Raw genomic sequence first — 19,824 nt, forward strand, 5'->3', positions numbered from 1 at the left:
GTTATGAGAGGTCTATAATGAAGTCATGGTCAATACTATGTTATATGAATACGATTAATGGAGGTTATTATGATTGTACATGTAGAAAATTTGGTAAAAAGATATGGGGAATTAACGGCAATTGATCATCTTTCTATGGATGTGAGACAAGGTGAGATATTTGGTTTATTGGGACCCAATGGTTCAGGGAAAACAACAGCGATTAACTGTATCCTTTCTTTATTAAAATATGATAAAGGCATTATAGAGATTTTTGATAAACCTATGACACCCTATGCTTATGATATAAAAAAAGATATAGGTATTGTCATGCAGAATGTTGCTGTTTTTGAAGAGCTTACTGTTTATGAGAACATTGATTATTTTTGTGGTCTATATATTACAGATAAAATACAAAAAGACGCCTATGTAAAAGAAGCCATAGAATTTGTTGGTCTTGTTGACTTCGTTAAGTTTTATCCCAAAAAGCTAAGTGGTGGTTTACTTAGACGATTAAATATTGCCTGTGGCATCGCCCATAAGCCAAAATTGATTATATTAGACGAACCAACGGTTGCCGTAGACCCTCAAAGTCGCAATAAGATATTGGAAGGCATCGTAGCATTAAACCGTCAAGGGGCAACAATTATCTACACTTCTCATTATATGGAAGAAGTTGAACAAATTTGTTCAAGAATCATGATTCTTGATAAAGGAAGAATTATTGCAGAAGGTACAAAAGAAGAGTTAAAAAATATGATATCTCTTGGTGAAAAGATATTCGTTGAAGTATTTGGCTTAAGTGATGCACATATTAAAGATATTGAATTATTGCCAAATATCACTTCTGCAACCTATCAAGATCATACTTTGTATATAAAGTCACATAAAGGTAAGAATAACCTAGAAAATATATTGGATTATATTCGTAAAAATGGCATTAATTTTGGAACTATTTATTCAGAGAAGCCTACACTCAATGATGTCTTTTTAGAAATCACAGGTAAAGAGCTAAGAGACTAGGAGGTCACTATGTTTATTCATATATTTAAGTATAGGTTCAAGTCACTGATTAGAAATAAGTCTATGATTTTTTGGACTATGATTTTCCCATTATTATTAGCAACTTTCTTTAGCCTAGCGTTTAGTGGGCTTAATGATCATGAAAGGTTCAATACCATCAATATTGGTATTATCGATGATGATAATTATCAAAATGATTATGCTTTTCAGGCATTGATTCAATCCTTGTCACAAGATGAGGAACCAATGTTTGCAGCGTTTCTTATGAAGGAAAGTGAAGCAAAGGAAAAACTGGTCTCAAGTCAGATTGATGGTTATATACACGTTGGTAGTCCTATGACCTTAACCGTCCACCAAAGAGGATTCAATCAAAGTGTTATTAAGCTATTTCTAGATCAATACAGTCAGACCTATTCTGCCGTTATAAACATTATAGAAGGGGATGTGACGGCTGTCCATGGTTTGGTAAATTCACTAGAAGAAGGAACGGAATATACCAAAGAATTCCAACTTAGTAAAGCAAATCCTGACAATACACTGATGTATTTTTACGCACTTATTGCTATGAGTTGTCTATATGGTTCATTTTTTGGGCTAAGAGAAGTCATTGATATTCAGGCAGATCAATCCGCCCATGCAGCCAGAGTCAATCTATCACCGGTACATAAACTTAAAGCATTTATCTATAGTGGGGCATCTTCCGTACTGATTCATACAACAGAGTTGATGATTCTCCTTGCCTATCTACATTTTGGGTTGGGTATTGATTTTGGTCATCAATATGGTTTTGTCCTCTTTACAACATTTATAGGTAGTGTCGTTGGCATTACCATGGGCGCTTTAATTGGTGTGGTTGTGAAAGGTGGCGAAGGTATTAAAACCGCTATATGTATTGGTGTCAGTATGCTAGGCTCATTTCTTGGAGGAATGATGTATGGTGACATGAAGTACATCATTGATCAAAATGTACCAATCATAGGTAGGCTAAACCCGGTCAATGTACTGGCAGATGCCTTCTATGCTTTATATTATTATGATGACTATGAGCGATACAGTATGAACATTCTAAATCTCATAATCTTCATCCTTGTATTTTCTATGATTGCCTATACGATTATTAGGAGGGAAAAATATGCCAGTATTTAAACTATGTCTTAAGATATTCAAAAAAAAATTACCGGTCATGATGATTTATGTAGGTCTTTTCCTAGGTATATCTCTTCTTATAGCCAGTGCAACAAGAACGGAACGAGAAAAAGGTTTCGTTCAATCGAAGACCAACATTGCCATTATCAATTATGATCAAACGCCTTTAGTGACAGGATTAATCAACAGCTTAGAAGAAATAGCAAATATTGTACCCTTAGAAGATGCGTCAAGTGCATTACAAGATGCTTTGTATTTTAGAAAAGTAACCTATATACTTAGAATACCGGAAGATTTCACTGAGAAGTTTTTAAAGGGTGATGAGGTTTGGATTGAAAAAACAAGTATTCCAAATTCGGTGGATGCGGTATATGTTGATCTACAGGTCAATCAATATCTAAGAATAGCTGAGTTGTACAAGTCACAGTCTCATATAGATCATGCTACAATTGCTGACTACATCAAAAAAGATATGGAAATAGAAACAAAGGTTAATTTTAATGGTGGCGAAGAAGTCAAACAAGATCAAAGCTATGCCATGTATTACTATAACTATCTAGCATATTCACTTTTTTCTATACTTATATTAGGCATATCTACGATTATGTTGGTTTTTAATAATCAAGACCTTAGACGGCGTAATGCATGTTCACCTGTAACGGCGGGTAGCTCTAGTTTTCAGTTTGTTTTGGCAAATGGTGTATTTGCTGTAATATGCTGGGCCATTATGGTCGGGTTTTGCATTCTATTTGATTATAAAAACAGTAATACGACCAATACACTGTTATTTCTTATTAATTCCTTTGTCTTTACCTTATGTGCTGTGAGCATCAGTTTCTTAGTGGGGAATTTGGTCAAAAATCAAGAGGGCATATCAGCACTTACAAATGTCATTGCCTTAGGTCCTAGTTTTATTAGTGGCGTGTTTGTTCCTCAAGAGTTTCTCGGGGAGAATGTTCTGAAGATTGCTAGTTTTACACCAACTTACTGGTATGTTAAAGCGAATAGTACCATTGCGAATCTAAACAGCTTTGATCTGGCAAGTTTAAGAGAAACCATGGGGTACACGGGCGTAGTTTTAGGATTCGCCATTGCTTTTCTTTCTTTGGCTTTAGTTGTGGGCAAAAAGAAACAATTAAGCCAAGAAGCCTAATTGTTATGGTAGGTAGTATTATTTCACTCGATTACGTCCTTCAGCTTTTGATTGGTATAGACGTTGATCTGCTAACTCAACCAATTCTGTAGCGGATTTGGCTTCTTGTGAGCTTGCAACACCAAAGCTGACATGTATATGGAAAGTGAGGCTTTCAGTTTCTATAGGGGTAGTTGCAATAAGCTTCCTTAATGTATCTGCCACATGTTGACCTGCATCTAAGGGTGTATCCGGTAGGATAATGGCAAATTCATCACCACCATATCGAAAACAGGTGTCGGTGATCCGAGTTGTATTTTTAAGCGTTTCTCCAATAGTTCTAATTACAATATCGCCAACCAGATGACCATAAGAATCATTAATCACCTTAAAATGGTCGATATCCAGAAGCAGAATCGTAAAGACATTTTTGTCAGGAGCATGTCTACGACGAGATATTTGGGCTAAAGCCATGTTCAATGATTCATAAAAATGGCGATGATTAAAGAGACCGGATAAGCCATCGCGCATAGATAAGAATTCCAAGCGTTGATTGGCTTCTTGAAGTTGTTTGTTGAGTAAAGTGAGCTGTTCTTGAGCAACTTTAAGATCCGTAATATCTTTAGAAGTACCCCAGGTGCCTATGATGTTTCCCTCTTCATCAAGGAGAGGGTACTTTGATGCCAGGAACCAAGTAATGGCACCATCGGATTGCACCCACTTTTCAACATGACCAATCATAGGTTTTCCGGTTTGAATAATGCGCTGTTCATCATCATAAGCTGCCTTTGCAAAAGAATAAGGGAAGTAATCAAAATCATCCTTACCAACCATATCAGCGGGATTAGATTCATGTTGCTGTATCGCATGTGCTTTACTATTTAAGATGAACTTAGATTCTAGATTTTTAAAATAAATGGTATCTTCTGAATTGTTTAAGATGGTCCTTATAACGAGACCTTCAGGTAAACTCAAGGGTTGCCGATTGTTGTGTTTAGTTGAATTGTGTTCATGGTGACCAATTGACATAATGTCCTCCTTGATTTTTAGCATCTTACAGGAAATTTGTGCAAGATTTATGTAAATATATTTAAATTATAACATTTTATCATCATGTTTGCCAATAACAATATCATAAATGAGATTTTTATTTGAGGTGATGAATTTGAACAAAAATATACAAATTTATGAAAAATATCTAGAAGAAAAAATGAATCAAAAGACTTTATCCAAGCAGGATTTATTGAATCATAGAGCGCAAATCGCCTATCTACAACATGAAAGGTATATTCATTTATTGGTCACATGTGTGGTTTCAATTATACTCTTTATGATCTTGATGGTGTGTCTATATTATGACAGCATATTACTGAATCTGTTACTTATTATTTTTGTTGTGCTGGACGCTTTTTATGTACGCCATTATTATGTTTTAGAAAACACCATACAACGTTGGTATAAGGTCGAAATTGATATTATAACACTTATAAACAACCTGAAATAGCATCATAAAAAAGAAAGCATCTGCCATTCGTAAAACGACGGGTAGATGCTTTCTTCTATAACATATAAACCTGAACTATATTTTAAGGTTTTCTTTATATCTTCTATAAGTAAGCAAGACAACTATTTTGAATACAGTCGTAACCACATAACTAATGAACAGTGTTGCTAGAGTAGCACCTAACAATCCAAAAAGCCCGGGAAGGTAGGCAGTTAATTGGAGCTGAATGAAGAAGACCAAAATCATAAGCCAAAAGTACTTTTTACCAAATCTTAAGTTCATCGCGACGCTTGAAAAGCCACTCATGGGATGATCTTCATTTTCCATAAGCAGTAGTACCCAAGAACCAAGAAAGGCTTGAAGTAAACAGGTTAAGAAAAGAATACCATAGCCACCGGTTAATACACCAACAGTTATTAAGTACAATAGGTAAGGAATCAATAAGAGAACGAACCCAATTGTATATAGAAAAAAGAGACCGATTTTGGTTAAGAGCACTTTAAGGAAAAAAGCGCGGATGCCGTTGAAAAATATTTTGGCACTTGGTTTCTCACCATTCACGGATCCAATGACAATACTGTTAATACCAAGATCAAGGGCCATAAAAACTAAGCTGAAAATCAAGATCAAAAGTATGGTTATGATTGCAATACTAACAAGATAGGTCCAATTGGCCTGTGATGCAGTAAATGACATAATCGTACCCATAACAAAGAAAATCACAACAAAAATCATTACAAAACCAAGTACAAGCATAATTAGGTTTGCGATTAATGCAGGTAGAAATAAACCCTTGTAACGACGACTAAGTGTTAAAGCTTCTTTCATATCATCCATCAAATTATTAAAGTTGTTCATGATTGCACCCCCTCGTTTTGGATTTCTTGAGTTGGTAGGTCATCATATACGGCCTCTTCTATATGCCAGCCTTCATTATAGAGAACAATGGTTGTCAATCCGAAGAAAATATTAAAAAGCATTTGGATCAATCCGGTTATGATGGTGCCGACAGTAATTAAGGTTGTTATGCCAATAACGAATAGCTTTAGAACATCATAGTTGAAAAAATCATTCAAGAAAGGAAAATCCTGTGATGAAAAATCAGAAGGCATATCTTGAATAATATTATTCGTATTATTGGTGGTTTGGGGGATGTTTGAAGATCCACCACCACCACCACCGCCACCACCACCGCCAGAAGCGATACTGGTCATGGCATTTCTAATAATAACAAATGACATTGTTGGGATGAAATTGGCTTTTGCAAATCGGTAACTGTTCTTAAAAGCTCCACCAAGCGTGGTGCCATCCGACACCAATGAAGCTTTCCAAACCAGTAGAAAAGTACTGACTAGGATAGGGATCAAAGTAAAGCCTACGGTTAGTGTTAGGATACCGGTAATAAAATAGGGTATAAGGGCCAAGAGCCAAAAAAATATTATAAGAATATTACCACCTAAAAACTTGAAAAAGTAGGTACCGGCCCCTGTTGAAAAATCACCAGCAGTCAATTTTCCTTTATAGGCTTTGTAGAACATATGATAAAGACCGGATTCTACATAGGTTGATCCAAAAATCATAACCAGTAAAGTGAGAACGACTAATAATGAAGGTATGCCTCGGAATTCGGACCAAAAAAGACTTGTAAATCGTTCAAAGTCCATTGTTGTAAGATGAATCATCTTGTCACCGATACTAAGTAAAGTGAATGCACTTGCAATAATCAGAATCCCCCGGATAACAAGAAATATAATCTGTGGTTTGTAAAGTTGTTTGTTACTTAAGTTCAATTGAAATGCTATTTTGAAATAATCAAAAAGCTTAAGAATTTTATTAAAACTATTTCCTTTCATTTGGTACTCCCTTCTCATGATATTTATTTATATGGGTTAAAGTGTTGTTTGAATCTTTAACCATTGTTGCATCAACAATAAAAGTAGTATAGCACAAGAATAAGAAAAAATGACAAAAAAACTTACGTTTTAATCCAATTTTAAGAAAGTAGAGAATAAAAAAATGAAGTTTTCCAAAAAGGTCTTAGCCAAGTTATAGCAACAGATAAGAAGCATGAGCAATAGTTAGAAGGGCATATCTTCCTTTACAAAAAAAAATGATTATGCTACAATAAGAGTTGTGTGAACAGACAACTTATATTAATATTAAAGTTGTTGGTTAAAAATCTATATTATGAATACAATACACAAAAAATAGGAGGATTACTATGAAACGGAAAATTTGGAAGAAAATAACCATGGTACTTATGAGTGCTGTGTTGGTTATAAGCTTAGGTGCTTGTGCTAGTGAACCGGAGAAAATCGTAATTGGAGAAGGTGATTGGGATAGCAATGCATTCCATGACCAAGTGGTTAAAGTTATCTTAGAAGAAGGATATGGTGTTGAAACAGAAATCATTATTGCGGATACTGCGGTTATGATTTCAGGGCTAAAAAATAAAACGATTGATTTAGCGCTTGAATTATGGGCGGACAATGTGCCGACGTATCCGGAAGATATAGAAAATGGTGATTATGTAAAACTAGCCACTAACTTTGATGATAATGTCCAAGGTTTATATGTACCTGCTTATTTAGTTGAAGGTGATGATGCTTTACTTCCGGATCTAAAATCTGTGCAAGATCTACCGGAATATGTAGAATACTTTACAGATCCTGAAAATCCTGATATGGGTATCATCTATGGTGGACCAGAAGGTTGGTCAGCAACAGCGTTCCTTCATAATAAAATGGAAGCCTATGGTTTAGATGAACATTATAACTTTAAAACAATTGATTCAGGTGCAACATTAAATGCAACACTTGCATCTGCTTATGCAAAAGGTGAACCATGGTTAGGTTATAACTGGGAACCTACATGGGTCATGGGCTTGTTTGACTTAGTGTTATTAGAGGATACGCCTTACTCTGCTGATGATTTTGCAGCCGGCATCGGATCGTTTCCATCTGTGGACGTACAAGTAGTATCTACACCAGAATTTGTGGATGAGTATCCAGAAATCACTGAATTTTTAAAACAATATACAACATCTTCACAATTAACAAGCGAGGCTCTCGCATACATGCAAGAGAACGATGTGGAAGCTGATGTAGCAGCTAAGTGGTTCTTAGAAGAGAAGCAAGACATATGGGCAGATTGGGTAACAGAAGAAGCCTATGATAAGATTATGACTGCCATTCAATAAATCGCAACATATATGTAAGAGTAAAGAGAGAATCAAAAGGTGGAAACATCTTTTGATTTCTTATTCTGTTTTTCAAGTAAAAAGGAGTTGATTAAACATGTTTAGTTTTCCAGACGCATTACGTTTTCAAATCAGTGAGCCAATTGATAATTTTGTCAATTGGTTGCTGGTAAATTTAGGCGGGTTCTTTGACGCCATCACTCAGTTTATACTAACAATTTTTAACGGTATCGAATTTACACTGAACATCATACCATGGTGGTTAATGGTGATTGCCTTGTTTTATGCTGGCTATAAGTTATATAGTCTCAAGATGGGGATTGCACTTTCTGTCATGCTCTTATCTATTGGATTTTTCGGCTTATGGGATATGATGCTCTATACTTTAGCAATTGTCATTATTTCTGTACTGGTTTCCTTAGTTATGGGATTACCTCTTGGTATATTCATGGCAAAATCAGACAGAACCAAACGGATTGTTATGCCGATACTAGATGCCATGCAAACCATGCCAAGTTTTGTTTACCTATTACCGGCAGTTATGCTTTTTGGTTTTGGTAAGGTACCGGCCGTATTTGCGACAACAACCTATGCATTACCCCCTCTTATCCGACTGACTTACCTTGGTATTTCCAATGTGGATAAAGAAGTCATTGAGGCAGGATTGTCCTTTGGTTCCACACCTAAACAAATGTTGATGAAGATAGAATTACCTCAAGCGCTTTCAACCATTATGACAGGCGTAAATCAAACTACAATGATGGCCATGGCTATGGTTGTTATATCATCCATGATTGGTGCTGAAGGTATTGGTGAGCAAGTTTTAATATCAATTCGTAGACTTGAAGTTGGACAAGGTTTTCAGGCAGGCTTAGGTATTGTTTTTCTGGCGATTATTCTAGATCGCGTCTTACAAGGTTTTGCCAACAGACTTAAGGAAACGGAGTGATAAATATGGATAAGAAGAAGATTGAAATCAAGAATTTGACCTTGATATTTGGAGATAAAAAAGAAGAAGCTCTAGAAATGCTGGAAAATGGCGTTACGATACAAGAAATAAGAGAAAAGACAGGAACAGCTGTTGGTGTTAATAATATTAACATTGATATTGAAGAAGGGGAAATGTTTGTCATTGTTGGTTTGTCAGGCAGTGGTAAATCCTCCTTAATTCGTTGTATGAATATGCTGAACGTGCCAACGAAAGGCCAGCTACTTATTGATGGTGACGATATAACCAAATACAATAAGGAACAATTGTTGGATATGAGAAGAAATAAAGTAGCCATGGTATTTCAACACTTTGGTTTACTGAGCCATAGAACAGTTTTAAAGAACGTAGAATATGGACTTGAAGTACAAGGTGTTTCAGAAGAAGAAATAACGAAAAAAGCGATGGAAGCTATAGAACTTGTAGGTCTTAAAGGCTGGGAAAACTATTTTCCAAGACAGTTAAGTGGTGGAATGAAGCAAAGAGTGGGTATTGCCAGAGCGTTAACCAACGAACCGGAGATACTCCTTATGGATGAACCTTTTGGTGCCCTTGATCCGTTAATACGTAGAGAAATGCAAACGGAGCTTTTAAGCATGGAAGATTATATGGAAAAAACCATTGTTTTCATAACCCATGATATGAATGAAGCTTTTAAACTGGGTGATAGAATCGCCTTGCTTAAAGATGGTGAACTGGTACAGATTGGCCAACCCAATGATTTCTTTGAAAATCCGGCGAATGATTATGTGAAGAGCTTTATTGAAGACGTTGACAAATCAAGAGTACTAAGAGTAAGAACAGTTATGCGTCAACCTTTCACACTCGCTAAAAAAGGTGAGTCAAGAGAAGGGGTCATTAAAAAACTGGAGAGCTTTAATAGAGAATTCTGTTTTGTTGTGGATGATGATCGAAAACTATTAGGTTATGTTGCGTATAAGGATCTAATTAAATTGGAGAAAAGCAATATTAATGATGCAATCGTTACAGATATAGAAAGCTTACATAGAAATGCTTATCTTCACGAGATATGGGAGAAGCTAGATAAAAGTAATTATGATGTTGCAATCACAGATAAAGCAGGGCGGTTAAGAGGTGTCATCAGTTATGAAGATGCCGTTAGCGCTTTAGCTTAAAAAATAAAGAAGAAGTGTCATTGTATACTACAATGACACTTCTTCTTATTCATGCCTTTCTTGTTCTCTAGGGAAATCTATGCTATATTAATGCGTTGAGCAGCGCATTAACTATCAAGGACGTCTTTCCTGCCGGAACAATTTGCTTCGCAAAGCGAGGGGGATAAGACATTCACACTGTATCTGTCTCTTCGGGAGGCCTAATCCTAGTATTTATAATTGTAGCAACAAGTATACCTAGGGTTGTTTCCACTACCCTTAATAAAATGTAGGTATTAATGGATTCAGCACCAATATTAATCATAATCGTTAAATAGACAATACTTGCAATGGCTGCGGAACCACCCTTTTTTGCAAGCGTGGTCAAATGGATGACCACAATAATGCCTAAGGTCAATGTGATGGTGTTGCTGGGAAAGAACCAAACAATTAGAGCACCAACACAAGCGCCTATTAATGTGCCTAAAAACCGGTTAATTCCGACTCTTTTTGTGCTTTCTAAAGAATTCTGTGTTGTGATAACTGCTGCGATACAAGCAAAAAAAGGAAAATCAGCATTCCATATGCGCCATATGGTAATACAAAGGAAAACGGATAGGGCTGTTTTGAATGTCCTCATCCCAGGTAGATATTCTCGAATGGTGTGCATGGTTGATCTCTCCTGTCTTCACATTTAATCCTTTAAGTATACATGATTATAAGGATTTTTTCTATAGAAGATGGTCCTTTGAGAAATCAAGATATTAATATTTTGTAGAATCAGGTCTTTTCATAAAAGCCCTTTCTATGTTATATTAGTAGAAGTTTAAATAAAAAAATATGAGGTATAGGAAATGTTAGAATATCAAAACAATCAGAAAATTCGAGAAACCAATCCATGGGTTTATGTTTTTTTGGGCATTGTCATTATGATGTGCTTAGGTACCGTCTATTCATGGAGTATTTTCAGAGGCTCTGTTGAAGCTCTTTTTGATGTGGGTACTGTTCAAAGCGGCATGCCATATATGTTTTCCTTAGCATTTTATGCTTTTTCCATGTTGGTCTCAGGCAAATATATTGATCGATTTACACCTACAAGTATGATGTCAGTTGGTGGTATCCTAGTTGGTATTGGTTGGTTTGCTTCAGGTTATGCAGAGAATATCTATATGTTAACACTGACCTATGGCGCTATTGTGGGCATAGGCGTTGGTATCATCTACGGTGTACCGATATCGGTTGTAGCAAAGTGGTTTCCTAATAAGAGGGGATTGGTTGTAGGTCTTGTATTAACAGGTTTTGGACTTTCACCTTTTGTGACCGCGCCGGCTGCAAAAGCTTTAATCGAAACTTTTGGTGTTCTAGATGCATTTAAAATATTAGGTTTATCTTTTGCCATAATCATTCCTTTACTATCAAAATATATAAAGCTGCCTGAAGGAAGATTATTTATAATTAAGCCCCATCATTTAGAAAATAGCGATAGTTTTTCAACTCAAGAAATGATGAAGACAAAAAGCTTTAAAAGCCTATATATATGTTTTGTTCTAGGTACAATGATTGGTTTAACCATTATTGGCATGACCAATAATATCGGTGTTGACCTTATAGGATTATCATCATTAACAGCGCCTTTGTTTGTATCTGTTTTTGCAGTGTTTAATGGTATTGGCAGGCCTCTTTTTGGATGGTTAACGGATAAGCTTTCTTATAAGAAAGTGATGCTGTTATCTTTTATCTTGATTCTAACAAGTGCAAGTCTGATGCTTTTTGCAAACGAAGGTAGTGTGGTTATTTATATAATATCTTTTTCCATCTTCTGGATGAACTTAGGTGGGTGGCTGGCTATAGCACCGACATCAACACTATTATTATACGGTGGAAAGAATTACAGTCAAAATTATGGTGTCGTATTTACAGCCTATGGTATTGGAGCGATTGCCGGTGTCTATGTATCGGGATTACTATTTGATTATTTTAATCACCATGATGTTATTTTCTATTTTATTATTAGTTTATGTTTATTAGGTATTGTTCTATCTCAAAGCATGCCCAAAAATCAATAAAACAAAAAAAGTATATCATGCATGTGATAGCCTCATGCTTCTTATTGACAAAATTTCTTGTAAGATTTATAATTAAACTAGAATTAGCACTCATTACAACAGAGTGCTGACAACGTGTTGGTTATATGAAGAAGAAAGGAGGCATCATCATGAATATGGATAAATTTACACAAAAATCATCAGAAAGTATAGAATGGGCTCAAAAAATGGCAATTAAGTTAAATAACCAATATATTGATGGCGAGCATCTTCACTATGGACTTATAGCAGTAGAAGATGGCCTGGTTTTAAAAGTGCTAGCACATATGAATGTGAATATTAAGGCCTATGTTCATGATTTAGAGCAACAAATAGAGAAAATACCTAAGGTATCTGGTGAGGGTATTCAGATTTATGGTTCAAGAAGAATGAACCAATTGCTTCTTGTGGCAGAGGATGAAGCAAAATCCTTTAACGATGATTACATTAGTCTAGAACACATTTATATAGCACTGCTTAAAGAAAAGAATACACCATCTGCAGAACTATTTATGAAACATGGTATTGATTTAGAAAGATTTTTGAAGTCTCTTAAAGCGCTTCGTACAGATCAGAGAGTCATTAATCAGAATCCGGAATCAAGCTACAATATATTGGAAAAATATGGGCGTGATTTAGTTGTATTAGCCAGAGCGGGTAAACTGGACCCGGTTATTGGTAGAGATAGTGAAGTTCGAAGGCTGATAAGAATTTTATCCAGAAGGACAAAAAACAACCCTGTCTTAATTGGAGAGCCAGGTGTAGGAAAGACTGCAGTTGTAGAAGGGTTGGCACAGAGGATTCTAAACAACGATGTTCCGGAAGACTTAAAAGATAAAAAGTTATATGCCCTAGATATGGGTGCATTGATAGCCGGTGCTAAGTACCGTGGTGAATTTGAAGAAAGACTAAAAGGTGTGTTGAACGAAATTAGTAAATCCAATGGAGAAATCATCCTTTTTATCGATGAGATTCATAACATCGTTGGCGCAGGGAAAACAGAGGGAGCAATGGACGCAGGCAATCTGCTTAAACCGATGCTAGCAAGAGGAGAGCTTAGATGTATCGGTGCAACGACACTAGATGAATATCGCAAATATATTGAAAAAGATGCTGCTCTTGAGAGAAGGTTTCAACCTATTGTGGTCAATCAACCGTCAGTTGAAGATACGATATCTATATTACGTGGTTTGAAAGAAAGGTTTGAGATTCACCATGGTGTGCATATTACAGACCAAGCGTTAGTTGCTTGTGCAATTCTATCCCATAGATATATTACGGATCGCTATCTTCCGGATAAAGCGATAGACCTTATGGATGAAGCTGCCTCAATGATAAGAACTGAAATTGATACGATGCCAGGTGAACTAGATGAAGTTCTAAGGAAGCAGATGCAACTTGAAATAGAAAAGCAAGCATTAATTAAAGAAAAAGATAAAAGTACAAAAGATAGACTATCTATTTTAGAAAAAGATATTGCAGTACTAAAAGAAAAGTCTCAAGCTATGAAAGCACAGTGGGAGCTTGAGAAGTCAGAGCTGATCAAAGAAAAAGAAATAAAACAAGCCATTGAAGCAGTTAGGCGCGATATAGAAGAAGCAGAGCGTGTATATGACTTAAATAAGCTAGCAGAACTAAAATACGGTCAATTACCTGAGTTAGAAAAAAGACTGGCACGAGAGCAAAGTAAAGATATCTTAATGACATCAAAAATGTTAAAAGAAGCTGTGACAGAGGATGAAATTAGCGAGATCGTTTCTAAATGGACGGGGATTCCTTTAAGCAAATTGAATGAATCAGAAAAGGAGAAATTACTGCATCTGGAAAGTAAACTTCATGAAAGGGTTATTGGACAGGAAGAAGCCGTCAGTGCTGTAAGTGATGCTATACTAAGAGCTAGAGCAGGTCTTAAAGATCCGAATAAACCAATTGGTTCTTTTGTATTTTTAGGTCCGACAGGTGTAGGTAAGACAGAACTTGCTAAAGCTTTGGCAGAGGCTTTGTTTGACAGTGAGTCAAATATGGTTAGAATTGACATGAGTGAATACATGGAGCGTCATGCAGTTGCAAGACTCATTGGTGCACCGCCCGGTTATGTAGGCTATGAAGAAGGTGGTCAACTAACTGAAACCGTGAGAAGACAACCATATTCGGTCATACTATTTGACGAGATTGAAAAAGCCCATCCGGAAGTATTTAATGTATTGCTCCAATTGTTAGATGATGGAAGGTTAACAGATAGTCAAGGAAGGACAGTAGACTTCAAGAATACAGTTGTTATAATGACCTCAAATATAGGCAGTCAAGTCCTTCTGGAAGGGATAGACCAGCAAGGTGACATAAGTGAAACAGTAAGACAAGAAGTCTTAGCATTGATGCATCAATACTTTAAACCGGAATTATTAAACCGTTTAGATGAGATTGTTCTTTTTGCACCATTACATTACGATCAAATAGCGGGAATCATTCATTTAACTTTAAAGGCATTACAAGAGAGACTAAATGAGCGACATATCAAGATAAGCATGAGTGATCGTGCCATTATTCAAGCAACACATGAAGCCTATAGCCCTCAATTTGGCGCAAGACCTATAAAACGTTTTATTCAAAAGCAGATTGAAACGAAACTAGGGAAAAAAATATTAGAGGGATCCATAGGTGACGGAGCAGATATCCAAATTGATTATGAGAATGGTGAATATATAATTTCGAATATAACAACGTAATTTATATTCAGAAAAAACAAAAACAAATAGAAGCGATGCCGTCTGGCAACGCTTCTGTTAGTATCTAATAAAATATGGTTAAGGTGTTAAAACTATTTTTTATACTTGGATTGCATTTCTCTAAGAATATTGTCAATCTCAAGAGCCAATCGATCTACCTGTGAGAGATAATCTTCGGCGGATTTTTTATCGCCATGATTATAAGACTCAAGGGCTTTTTGTGCTAATTCATGCATTTTATATCTAGGTTTTTCAAGAAGGCTGATATGGTTTCTAAGAATAGATTCTTTTGAACCGAAATTGGTAATCCATCGACCCAAACGGCTGTTGTCAGCATTAGCAACGAGGGCAATATCAACCTGAGCATTACCGAGAATCATGTTATAGACACACCATCTCCAATTTAAGCTGTCCGTAATAACAAGATCTAAGGAATCGTACATTTCGATGTTGGTGGATTTATGAATAATGTTTTTTCTAAGATCATCAATCTCAAGAGAAACGGTAAAAAAGCCTTGTCCTGTTCTTATACTATCTTCATGAAGTGATTTGGTTTTTTCGTTAATGATTTGTATGGAAGAGGATACTTCTTCTGAAGAAGCGGTTTGTTGTTCAATATTCATATTAATTTGTTCCATGTTCGTTTCGATTGTTTTCGAGGATTGTTCGACTTCTTCAATGGCACCTAGTACTTTTGCCAGTGTCTCCTTACCTTTTAGAAAGGATTTACTGGCTTTTTCAATAGCACTGGTTGAACCTTGAATCTGTGTTCGAAGACTATGGACACTTTCCTGGATAAAACTAACAGATTCCTTTGTATGGTCAGCTAACTTTTTTATCTCGTTAGCCACAACTGCAAATCCTTTACCGCTATTACCGGCTCTTGCAGCTTCAATAGATGCATTTAAAGCCAGTAAGTTTGTTTGAGCTGCAACAGACATGATGATGTTTACCATTTCATCAATTTTTTCTGTTTGCTCATTAACACGAATAATCTGCTCTTTGGCAACTTCGGTTTCTTTAAAACTGTTTTCTATTGCAATCATGCTGATATCCATTAATTCTTTACTGTGGACAGATTTTGAATTGGAATCATGAGCAGATACCAGAGCGTTTCGTACAAAGGATGCAATGTCTTCAATATTGGCAGCCATTTCTTCACTGGTTGCAGCTATTGTCTCTACCATGTTGGCTTGTTCGTCTGCTTCGTGAATCATTGACCGAACAAAATCCATTTTCATTAAAGTCTGAAGGAGCTGATTGACCTGCCTGATGAAAGTATTATGACTGGGACAATTGGAGCAAGCAACCATGTTTAACCGTTCTTGCAAGTTTTGATCAATATCGTTATACACATGAGACAGTTTTTTTTGCTGGCCGGATTTGATGGCTTCTAATTCTTCTACCAATATATGAATATCTTGTTGTCCTTGCTTTGTGACATTGTTCTTAGGTTTTGCTTTGAACACGATTATTCCCCCTATATAGTGAATTACTGATGTTTTGTATACAATGTTGTAAAAAAACACCAACTATATTTTAACATTTATTATACTAACTTGCCATCCTTTTAGCGAAGAAAAACCCAAATATTGTCATTTGGGTTTCATATCATACATTCTATGATCAGCTATATGAAATAACGTCTTTAGACTGTCTCCATCTCTTGGAAATTCTCCAAGACCATAACTGAAAGAACAGTGCATTTTTTGCTTAACGGGTGTTAAGTCTATAGATTGATTTGTAATTTTGAGGTGTATCTTTTCCATTTTGATTAAGGTCTGTTCATAGTCACTGTTGAAAAAAACGATAACAAATTCGTCGCCCCCATACCGTGCTAGTAAATCCGTTTCGCGTATTAAATGGCTGAACCGCTCAGCAAAAGTGGCTAAAACTAAGTCGCCGACTGAATGACCATACAAATCGTTAATTTGTTTGAAATTATCAAGATCAACAACGACCAAGGTAACTTTTTCACCCTTGCGTTTGCTCCTGGCGAGGTTATTTTCGAAAAGTTCTTCAAAATATGGACGGTTGAGCACTTTGGTTAAGCCATCGTATTTTGATAGATGCAAAAGCTTCTCATAGAGTTGGTGGTTGGTTATGGCGATGGTGGCTTGATTAGCAAAATAAGCCATAAGCGTGACATCTTGTTCATCAAACATATTATTTTCTTCACTATCGATGTTGATTGAACCATAGAATTGTCCGTCAATAAGTATAGGCGCACTCAACGAGCTCTTAAGGCTTAGGGCATCTATATCTTTCATTGAGTTGAATGTGCTTTCATTAATAAAGTCCTTTGAGTATTTCAACAAATCTTCAATGATAATGGGACCGCTAAAATGGCCACCGGTAGCTTGCCACTGATAGGATTCCTTAGGATCAAGGGTAATGTTGTATAAATCATCATCAAAGCCCACAATGGCTTGAAATTCTAAGTTACCTTCATGATTCATGACCAGGATGGAACCGAATTTCGCTTTTGGGATGACCTCAATTGCTTTGTTTAGAATAATAGACATTAATTCCTTAAGACCGCTAACTTGAATCATGGTATTACTAAGTTCTAACATAATTCTTTGAGAACGTAACATACGAACTTGGTCATTTGAGCTGGTACTAAGTTCCTTCAGTCTTTGTTGTGATAGAAAATCCTCTTGTTTATTGGCATAAGTAAATTTAATTAAAGTAATCAGGACGATAAAGAAAGCTACGATCCGGTCATAAGGTGAGGGGAGTAAAGTGAGTGGAAATATCACCAAGATGGATATAGCGCATAATTTAAACCATTCAGTTTTTTTGAAGGTTATCTTTTCATTCATTATTTTTGAAATCCCATCTCAAATCTAGTGTAAGGGTTATAAATATGGTTACAGGGTCAAAACTAAGTTTCACTAAGTTCACATAGAATATATAGATTACGTTGATACATTCATAACTATATATTGTATGCGAAAGTTCAACTATATAGTTTTGACACCTTAACCATATATATAAAAGTACTTATAATTATTATAAAGCATAGTAGGAATAAGTAAACATGAAAATAATATTTAATGTCACCATTTCATAAGAATGGACATTATTTTATAGGCTATTGCTTTTTTTTTAGGGTACAATATTATTAAAGTGTAATGCATCACAAAAGATCAATAAGCCCAAAATGATGTGAATGCGTAAATGTTAGGGTATCTAAGGAGGATTATGAATGAAAAATATTAAAAAAATATGGCATGAAATCTATGGTGATTTGTATGAGGATGCGGACAAAATGTTAGAACCGTTTCTTGAATCCATTGAAGCGGTTAAAAAAGAGCATTTTAGTCAAGTGAGTACATCAGATCATACATGGTACAAAGATGCGGTGGTGTACTCAACATATGGTGATCTATTTAATAAAGATTTGAATGGTTTAAAAGAAAAACTAGACTATATTCAAGACTTAGGTGCAAATTGCCTTTGGTTGTTACCAATCTTGGAATCACCTATGAAGGATGCCGGATTTGATATATCCGATTATGAAGGCATACGTGCATCACTCCTTGGTCTGCCCGAAGAGGCTACTTCAGAAGAAAAAAATACGAAATTCATAGCATTCATTGATGAAGCGCATAAAAAGGGGATTAAAGTAATCTTTGATATTGCCATGAATCATTGCTCTATAGAACATGAATGGTTTAAAGAAGCTAGAAAGTCAAAAGATTCGCCTATGCGAGATTACTTTATATGGTCGACGGATACATCATTATATAAAGAAGCAAGGATAATTTTTAAGGGCATGTGTGATAGCAATTGGGAACATGACCCAACAACAGACGAATATTATTTCCATCGATTTTTTGAGATACAACCGGATTTGAATTATCGAAATCCTCAAGTACTTATAAAAATGACAAAAGCACTAATGAATTGGCAGATTAAGGGTGTAGATGGCTTTAGAGCGGATGCTGTTCCATATATATGGAAGGAAGAAGGCACCATTTGTGAAAATCTTCCCAAAACCCACAAAGTGGTTCAGTTTTTTAGAGCTGTCCTAGATTACTTAAAACCAGGAACATTATTACTTGCGGAAGCATGCCAACCCCCCAAAGAAGTTGTTGATTATTTTGGGGAAGATAATGAGTGTAATGGCGCCTATCATTTTCCGGTTATGCCAAGAGTCTACAAGGCTATCGCTGAAGAGAAAAAGGATGCCATAGAAATGGTCCTTCAACCCAGTTTCACACCGGATATCCCAAAAAACAGTCAATGGTTTATGTTTTTAAGATGTCACGATGAATTAACCTTAGAAATGGTAACCCCTGAGGAACGTAAATACATATTCGACCATTATGCAAAGGACCCTAGCTGGGACTTTAGACAAGGTGAAGGCATATCAGCCAGATTAGCAGATCTGATGGATAGAAATCTAGACAGAATCTTGCTTGCCAATTCCATTATGTTTACGTTACTTGGCACACCTATCGTTTTTTATGGGGATGAATTTGCTAAGGGTAATGATATTGCTTATTACGAAAAAATGTATAAAGAAACCGGCTACAAGGATACAAGGTATCTAGGACGTGGTACTATAGATTGGCCGGAAGTTGAAGCGAAATTAGCAGATGCTGAGTCACTAGAATATAAGACCTACCATGGTATTAAGAAAATGATAGAAATAAGAAACAACTATAAAGTTTTTGGTCGTGGTGAAAGAATCTTTATAGATGTTAAAGATGAAAAAGGTGACATCAATAAAGCGATTCTTGCTTATGAAAGAACCTATGAGGAAGAATCAGTTTTAATATTACAGAATCTATCGCAAAAAGAGCAGCATGTATTATCACCAGAGTTAAATGAAATGGCGCAGGATTTACTTGGACAGAAGATGATCTGGAAAGCAAATAAGCTGGTATTGCCACCTTACGGTTATCATTGGTGTTAAG

Annotated in this window: 16 protein-coding genes; 10 read left to right on the top strand and 6 right to left on the bottom strand. The window is 35.9% G+C overall.

Features of this window, described 5'->3' with window-relative positions:
- The first annotated feature begins 69 nt into the window (after positions 1-69).
- The 3 genes from PATL70BA_RS13755 to PATL70BA_RS13765 are packed head-to-tail and all read left to right on the top strand — an operon-like array spanning position 70 to position 3,301.
- Positions 70-1,002, top strand: a complete 933-nt coding sequence (locus tag PATL70BA_RS13755) for an ABC transporter ATP-binding protein (protein WP_172596254.1) — start codon at positions 70-72, stop codon at positions 1,000-1,002.
- A 9-nt stretch (positions 1,003-1,011) separates the two neighbouring features.
- The gene (locus tag PATL70BA_RS13760) at positions 1,012-2,148 is read left to right on the top strand and encodes an ABC transporter permease (protein WP_125137907.1); all 1,137 of its coding nucleotides are present in this window, start codon (positions 1,012-1,014) and stop codon (positions 2,146-2,148) included.
- On the top strand, positions 2,135-3,301 hold the full coding sequence (locus tag PATL70BA_RS13765; protein WP_125137908.1) for an ABC transporter permease: 1,167 nt from the start codon (positions 2,135-2,137) through the stop codon (positions 3,299-3,301). The genes PATL70BA_RS13760 and PATL70BA_RS13765 overlap by 14 nt, the downstream gene beginning before the upstream one ends.
- An 18-nt stretch (positions 3,302-3,319) precedes the next feature.
- Here the strand turns inward: PATL70BA_RS13765 and PATL70BA_RS13770 are convergent, their stop codons facing one another.
- A complete protein-coding gene (locus PATL70BA_RS13770) occupies positions 3,320-4,309 on the bottom strand; it encodes a sensor domain-containing diguanylate cyclase (RefSeq protein ID WP_172596255.1) in 990 nt (329 codons plus the stop codon).
- 136 nt (positions 4,310-4,445) lie between these two features.
- On the opposite strand from PATL70BA_RS13770, the gene PATL70BA_RS13775 reads away from it, so the two are divergent.
- Positions 4,446-4,784 carry a hypothetical protein gene (locus PATL70BA_RS13775; RefSeq protein WP_125137910.1) on the top strand — a complete coding sequence of 113 codons (339 nt, stop codon included), beginning with the start codon at positions 4,446-4,448 and terminating at the stop codon, positions 4,782-4,784.
- A 75-nt stretch (positions 4,785-4,859) separates the two neighbouring features.
- Here the strand turns inward: PATL70BA_RS13775 and PATL70BA_RS13780 are convergent, their stop codons facing one another.
- Positions 4,860-5,642, bottom strand: coding sequence for a hypothetical protein (locus PATL70BA_RS13780; RefSeq protein WP_125137911.1), 783 nt, complete (start codon positions 5,640-5,642; stop codon positions 4,860-4,862).
- Positions 5,639-6,637, bottom strand: a complete 999-nt coding sequence (locus PATL70BA_RS13785; protein ID WP_125137912.1) for a hypothetical protein — start codon at positions 6,635-6,637, stop codon at positions 5,639-5,641. The genes PATL70BA_RS13780 and PATL70BA_RS13785 overlap by 4 nt, the downstream gene beginning before the upstream one ends.
- Before the next feature lie 368 nt (positions 6,638-7,005).
- On the opposite strand from PATL70BA_RS13785, the gene PATL70BA_RS13790 reads away from it, so the two are divergent.
- The 3 genes from PATL70BA_RS13790 to PATL70BA_RS13800 all read left to right on the top strand — a co-directional run bounded on the left by PATL70BA_RS13790 (position 7,006) and on the right by PATL70BA_RS13800 (position 10,107).
- Positions 7,006-7,983 carry an ABC transporter substrate-binding protein gene (locus PATL70BA_RS13790; RefSeq protein WP_125137913.1) on the top strand — a complete coding sequence of 326 codons (978 nt, stop codon included), beginning with the start codon at positions 7,006-7,008 and terminating at the stop codon, positions 7,981-7,983.
- 97 nt (positions 7,984-8,080) lie between these two features.
- Entirely contained in the window at positions 8,081-8,932 is an 852-nt protein-coding gene (locus PATL70BA_RS13795) for an ABC transporter permease (RefSeq protein ID WP_125137914.1), read from the top strand.
- 5 nt (positions 8,933-8,937) lie between these two features.
- Complete coding sequence (locus PATL70BA_RS13800; RefSeq protein WP_125137915.1) at positions 8,938-10,107, top strand: quaternary amine ABC transporter ATP-binding protein; 1,170 nt, start codon at positions 8,938-8,940, stop codon at positions 10,105-10,107.
- A gap of 172 nt (positions 10,108-10,279) precedes the next feature.
- Here PATL70BA_RS13800 and PATL70BA_RS13805 read toward each other — a convergent pair whose 3' ends face one another.
- Entirely contained in the window at positions 10,280-10,756 is a 477-nt protein-coding gene (locus PATL70BA_RS13805) for an FUSC family protein (protein WP_125137916.1), read from the bottom strand.
- Between the two features lie 184 nt (positions 10,757-10,940).
- On the opposite strand from PATL70BA_RS13805, the gene PATL70BA_RS13810 reads away from it, so the two are divergent.
- Together PATL70BA_RS13810 and clpB are read left to right on the top strand one after the other, a co-directional pair.
- On the top strand, positions 10,941-12,152 hold the full coding sequence (locus PATL70BA_RS13810) for an L-lactate MFS transporter (protein WP_125137917.1): 1,212 nt from the start codon (positions 10,941-10,943) through the stop codon (positions 12,150-12,152).
- A gap of 149 nt (positions 12,153-12,301) precedes the next feature.
- Positions 12,302-14,896, top strand: a complete 2,595-nt coding sequence (clpB, locus tag PATL70BA_RS13815) for an ATP-dependent chaperone ClpB (RefSeq protein ID WP_125137918.1) — start codon at positions 12,302-12,304, stop codon at positions 14,894-14,896.
- A gap of 92 nt (positions 14,897-14,988) precedes the next feature.
- Here the strand turns inward: clpB and PATL70BA_RS13820 are convergent, their stop codons facing one another.
- Both PATL70BA_RS13820 and PATL70BA_RS13825 read right to left on the bottom strand, forming a co-directional pair.
- A complete protein-coding gene (locus PATL70BA_RS13820) occupies positions 14,989-16,365 on the bottom strand; it encodes a methyl-accepting chemotaxis protein (protein ID WP_125137919.1) in 1,377 nt (458 codons plus the stop codon).
- Positions 16,366-16,491: 126 nt separating this feature from the next.
- Positions 16,492-17,721, bottom strand: coding sequence for a sensor domain-containing diguanylate cyclase (locus tag PATL70BA_RS13825; RefSeq protein ID WP_125137920.1), 1,230 nt, complete (start codon positions 17,719-17,721; stop codon positions 16,492-16,494).
- 386 nt (positions 17,722-18,107) lie between these two features.
- Here PATL70BA_RS13825 and PATL70BA_RS13830 point away from each other — a divergent pair, with 386 nt between their 5' ends.
- Positions 18,108-19,823, top strand: a complete 1,716-nt coding sequence (locus PATL70BA_RS13830) for an alpha-amylase family glycosyl hydrolase (RefSeq protein WP_125137921.1) — start codon at positions 18,108-18,110, stop codon at positions 19,821-19,823.
- The last annotated feature ends 1 nt before the right edge of the window (position 19,824 follow it).

This window comes from Petrocella atlantisensis (assembly GCF_900538275.1).
GTDB classification, from domain to species: Bacteria; Bacillota; Clostridia; order Lachnospirales; family Vallitaleaceae; genus Petrocella; species Petrocella atlantisensis.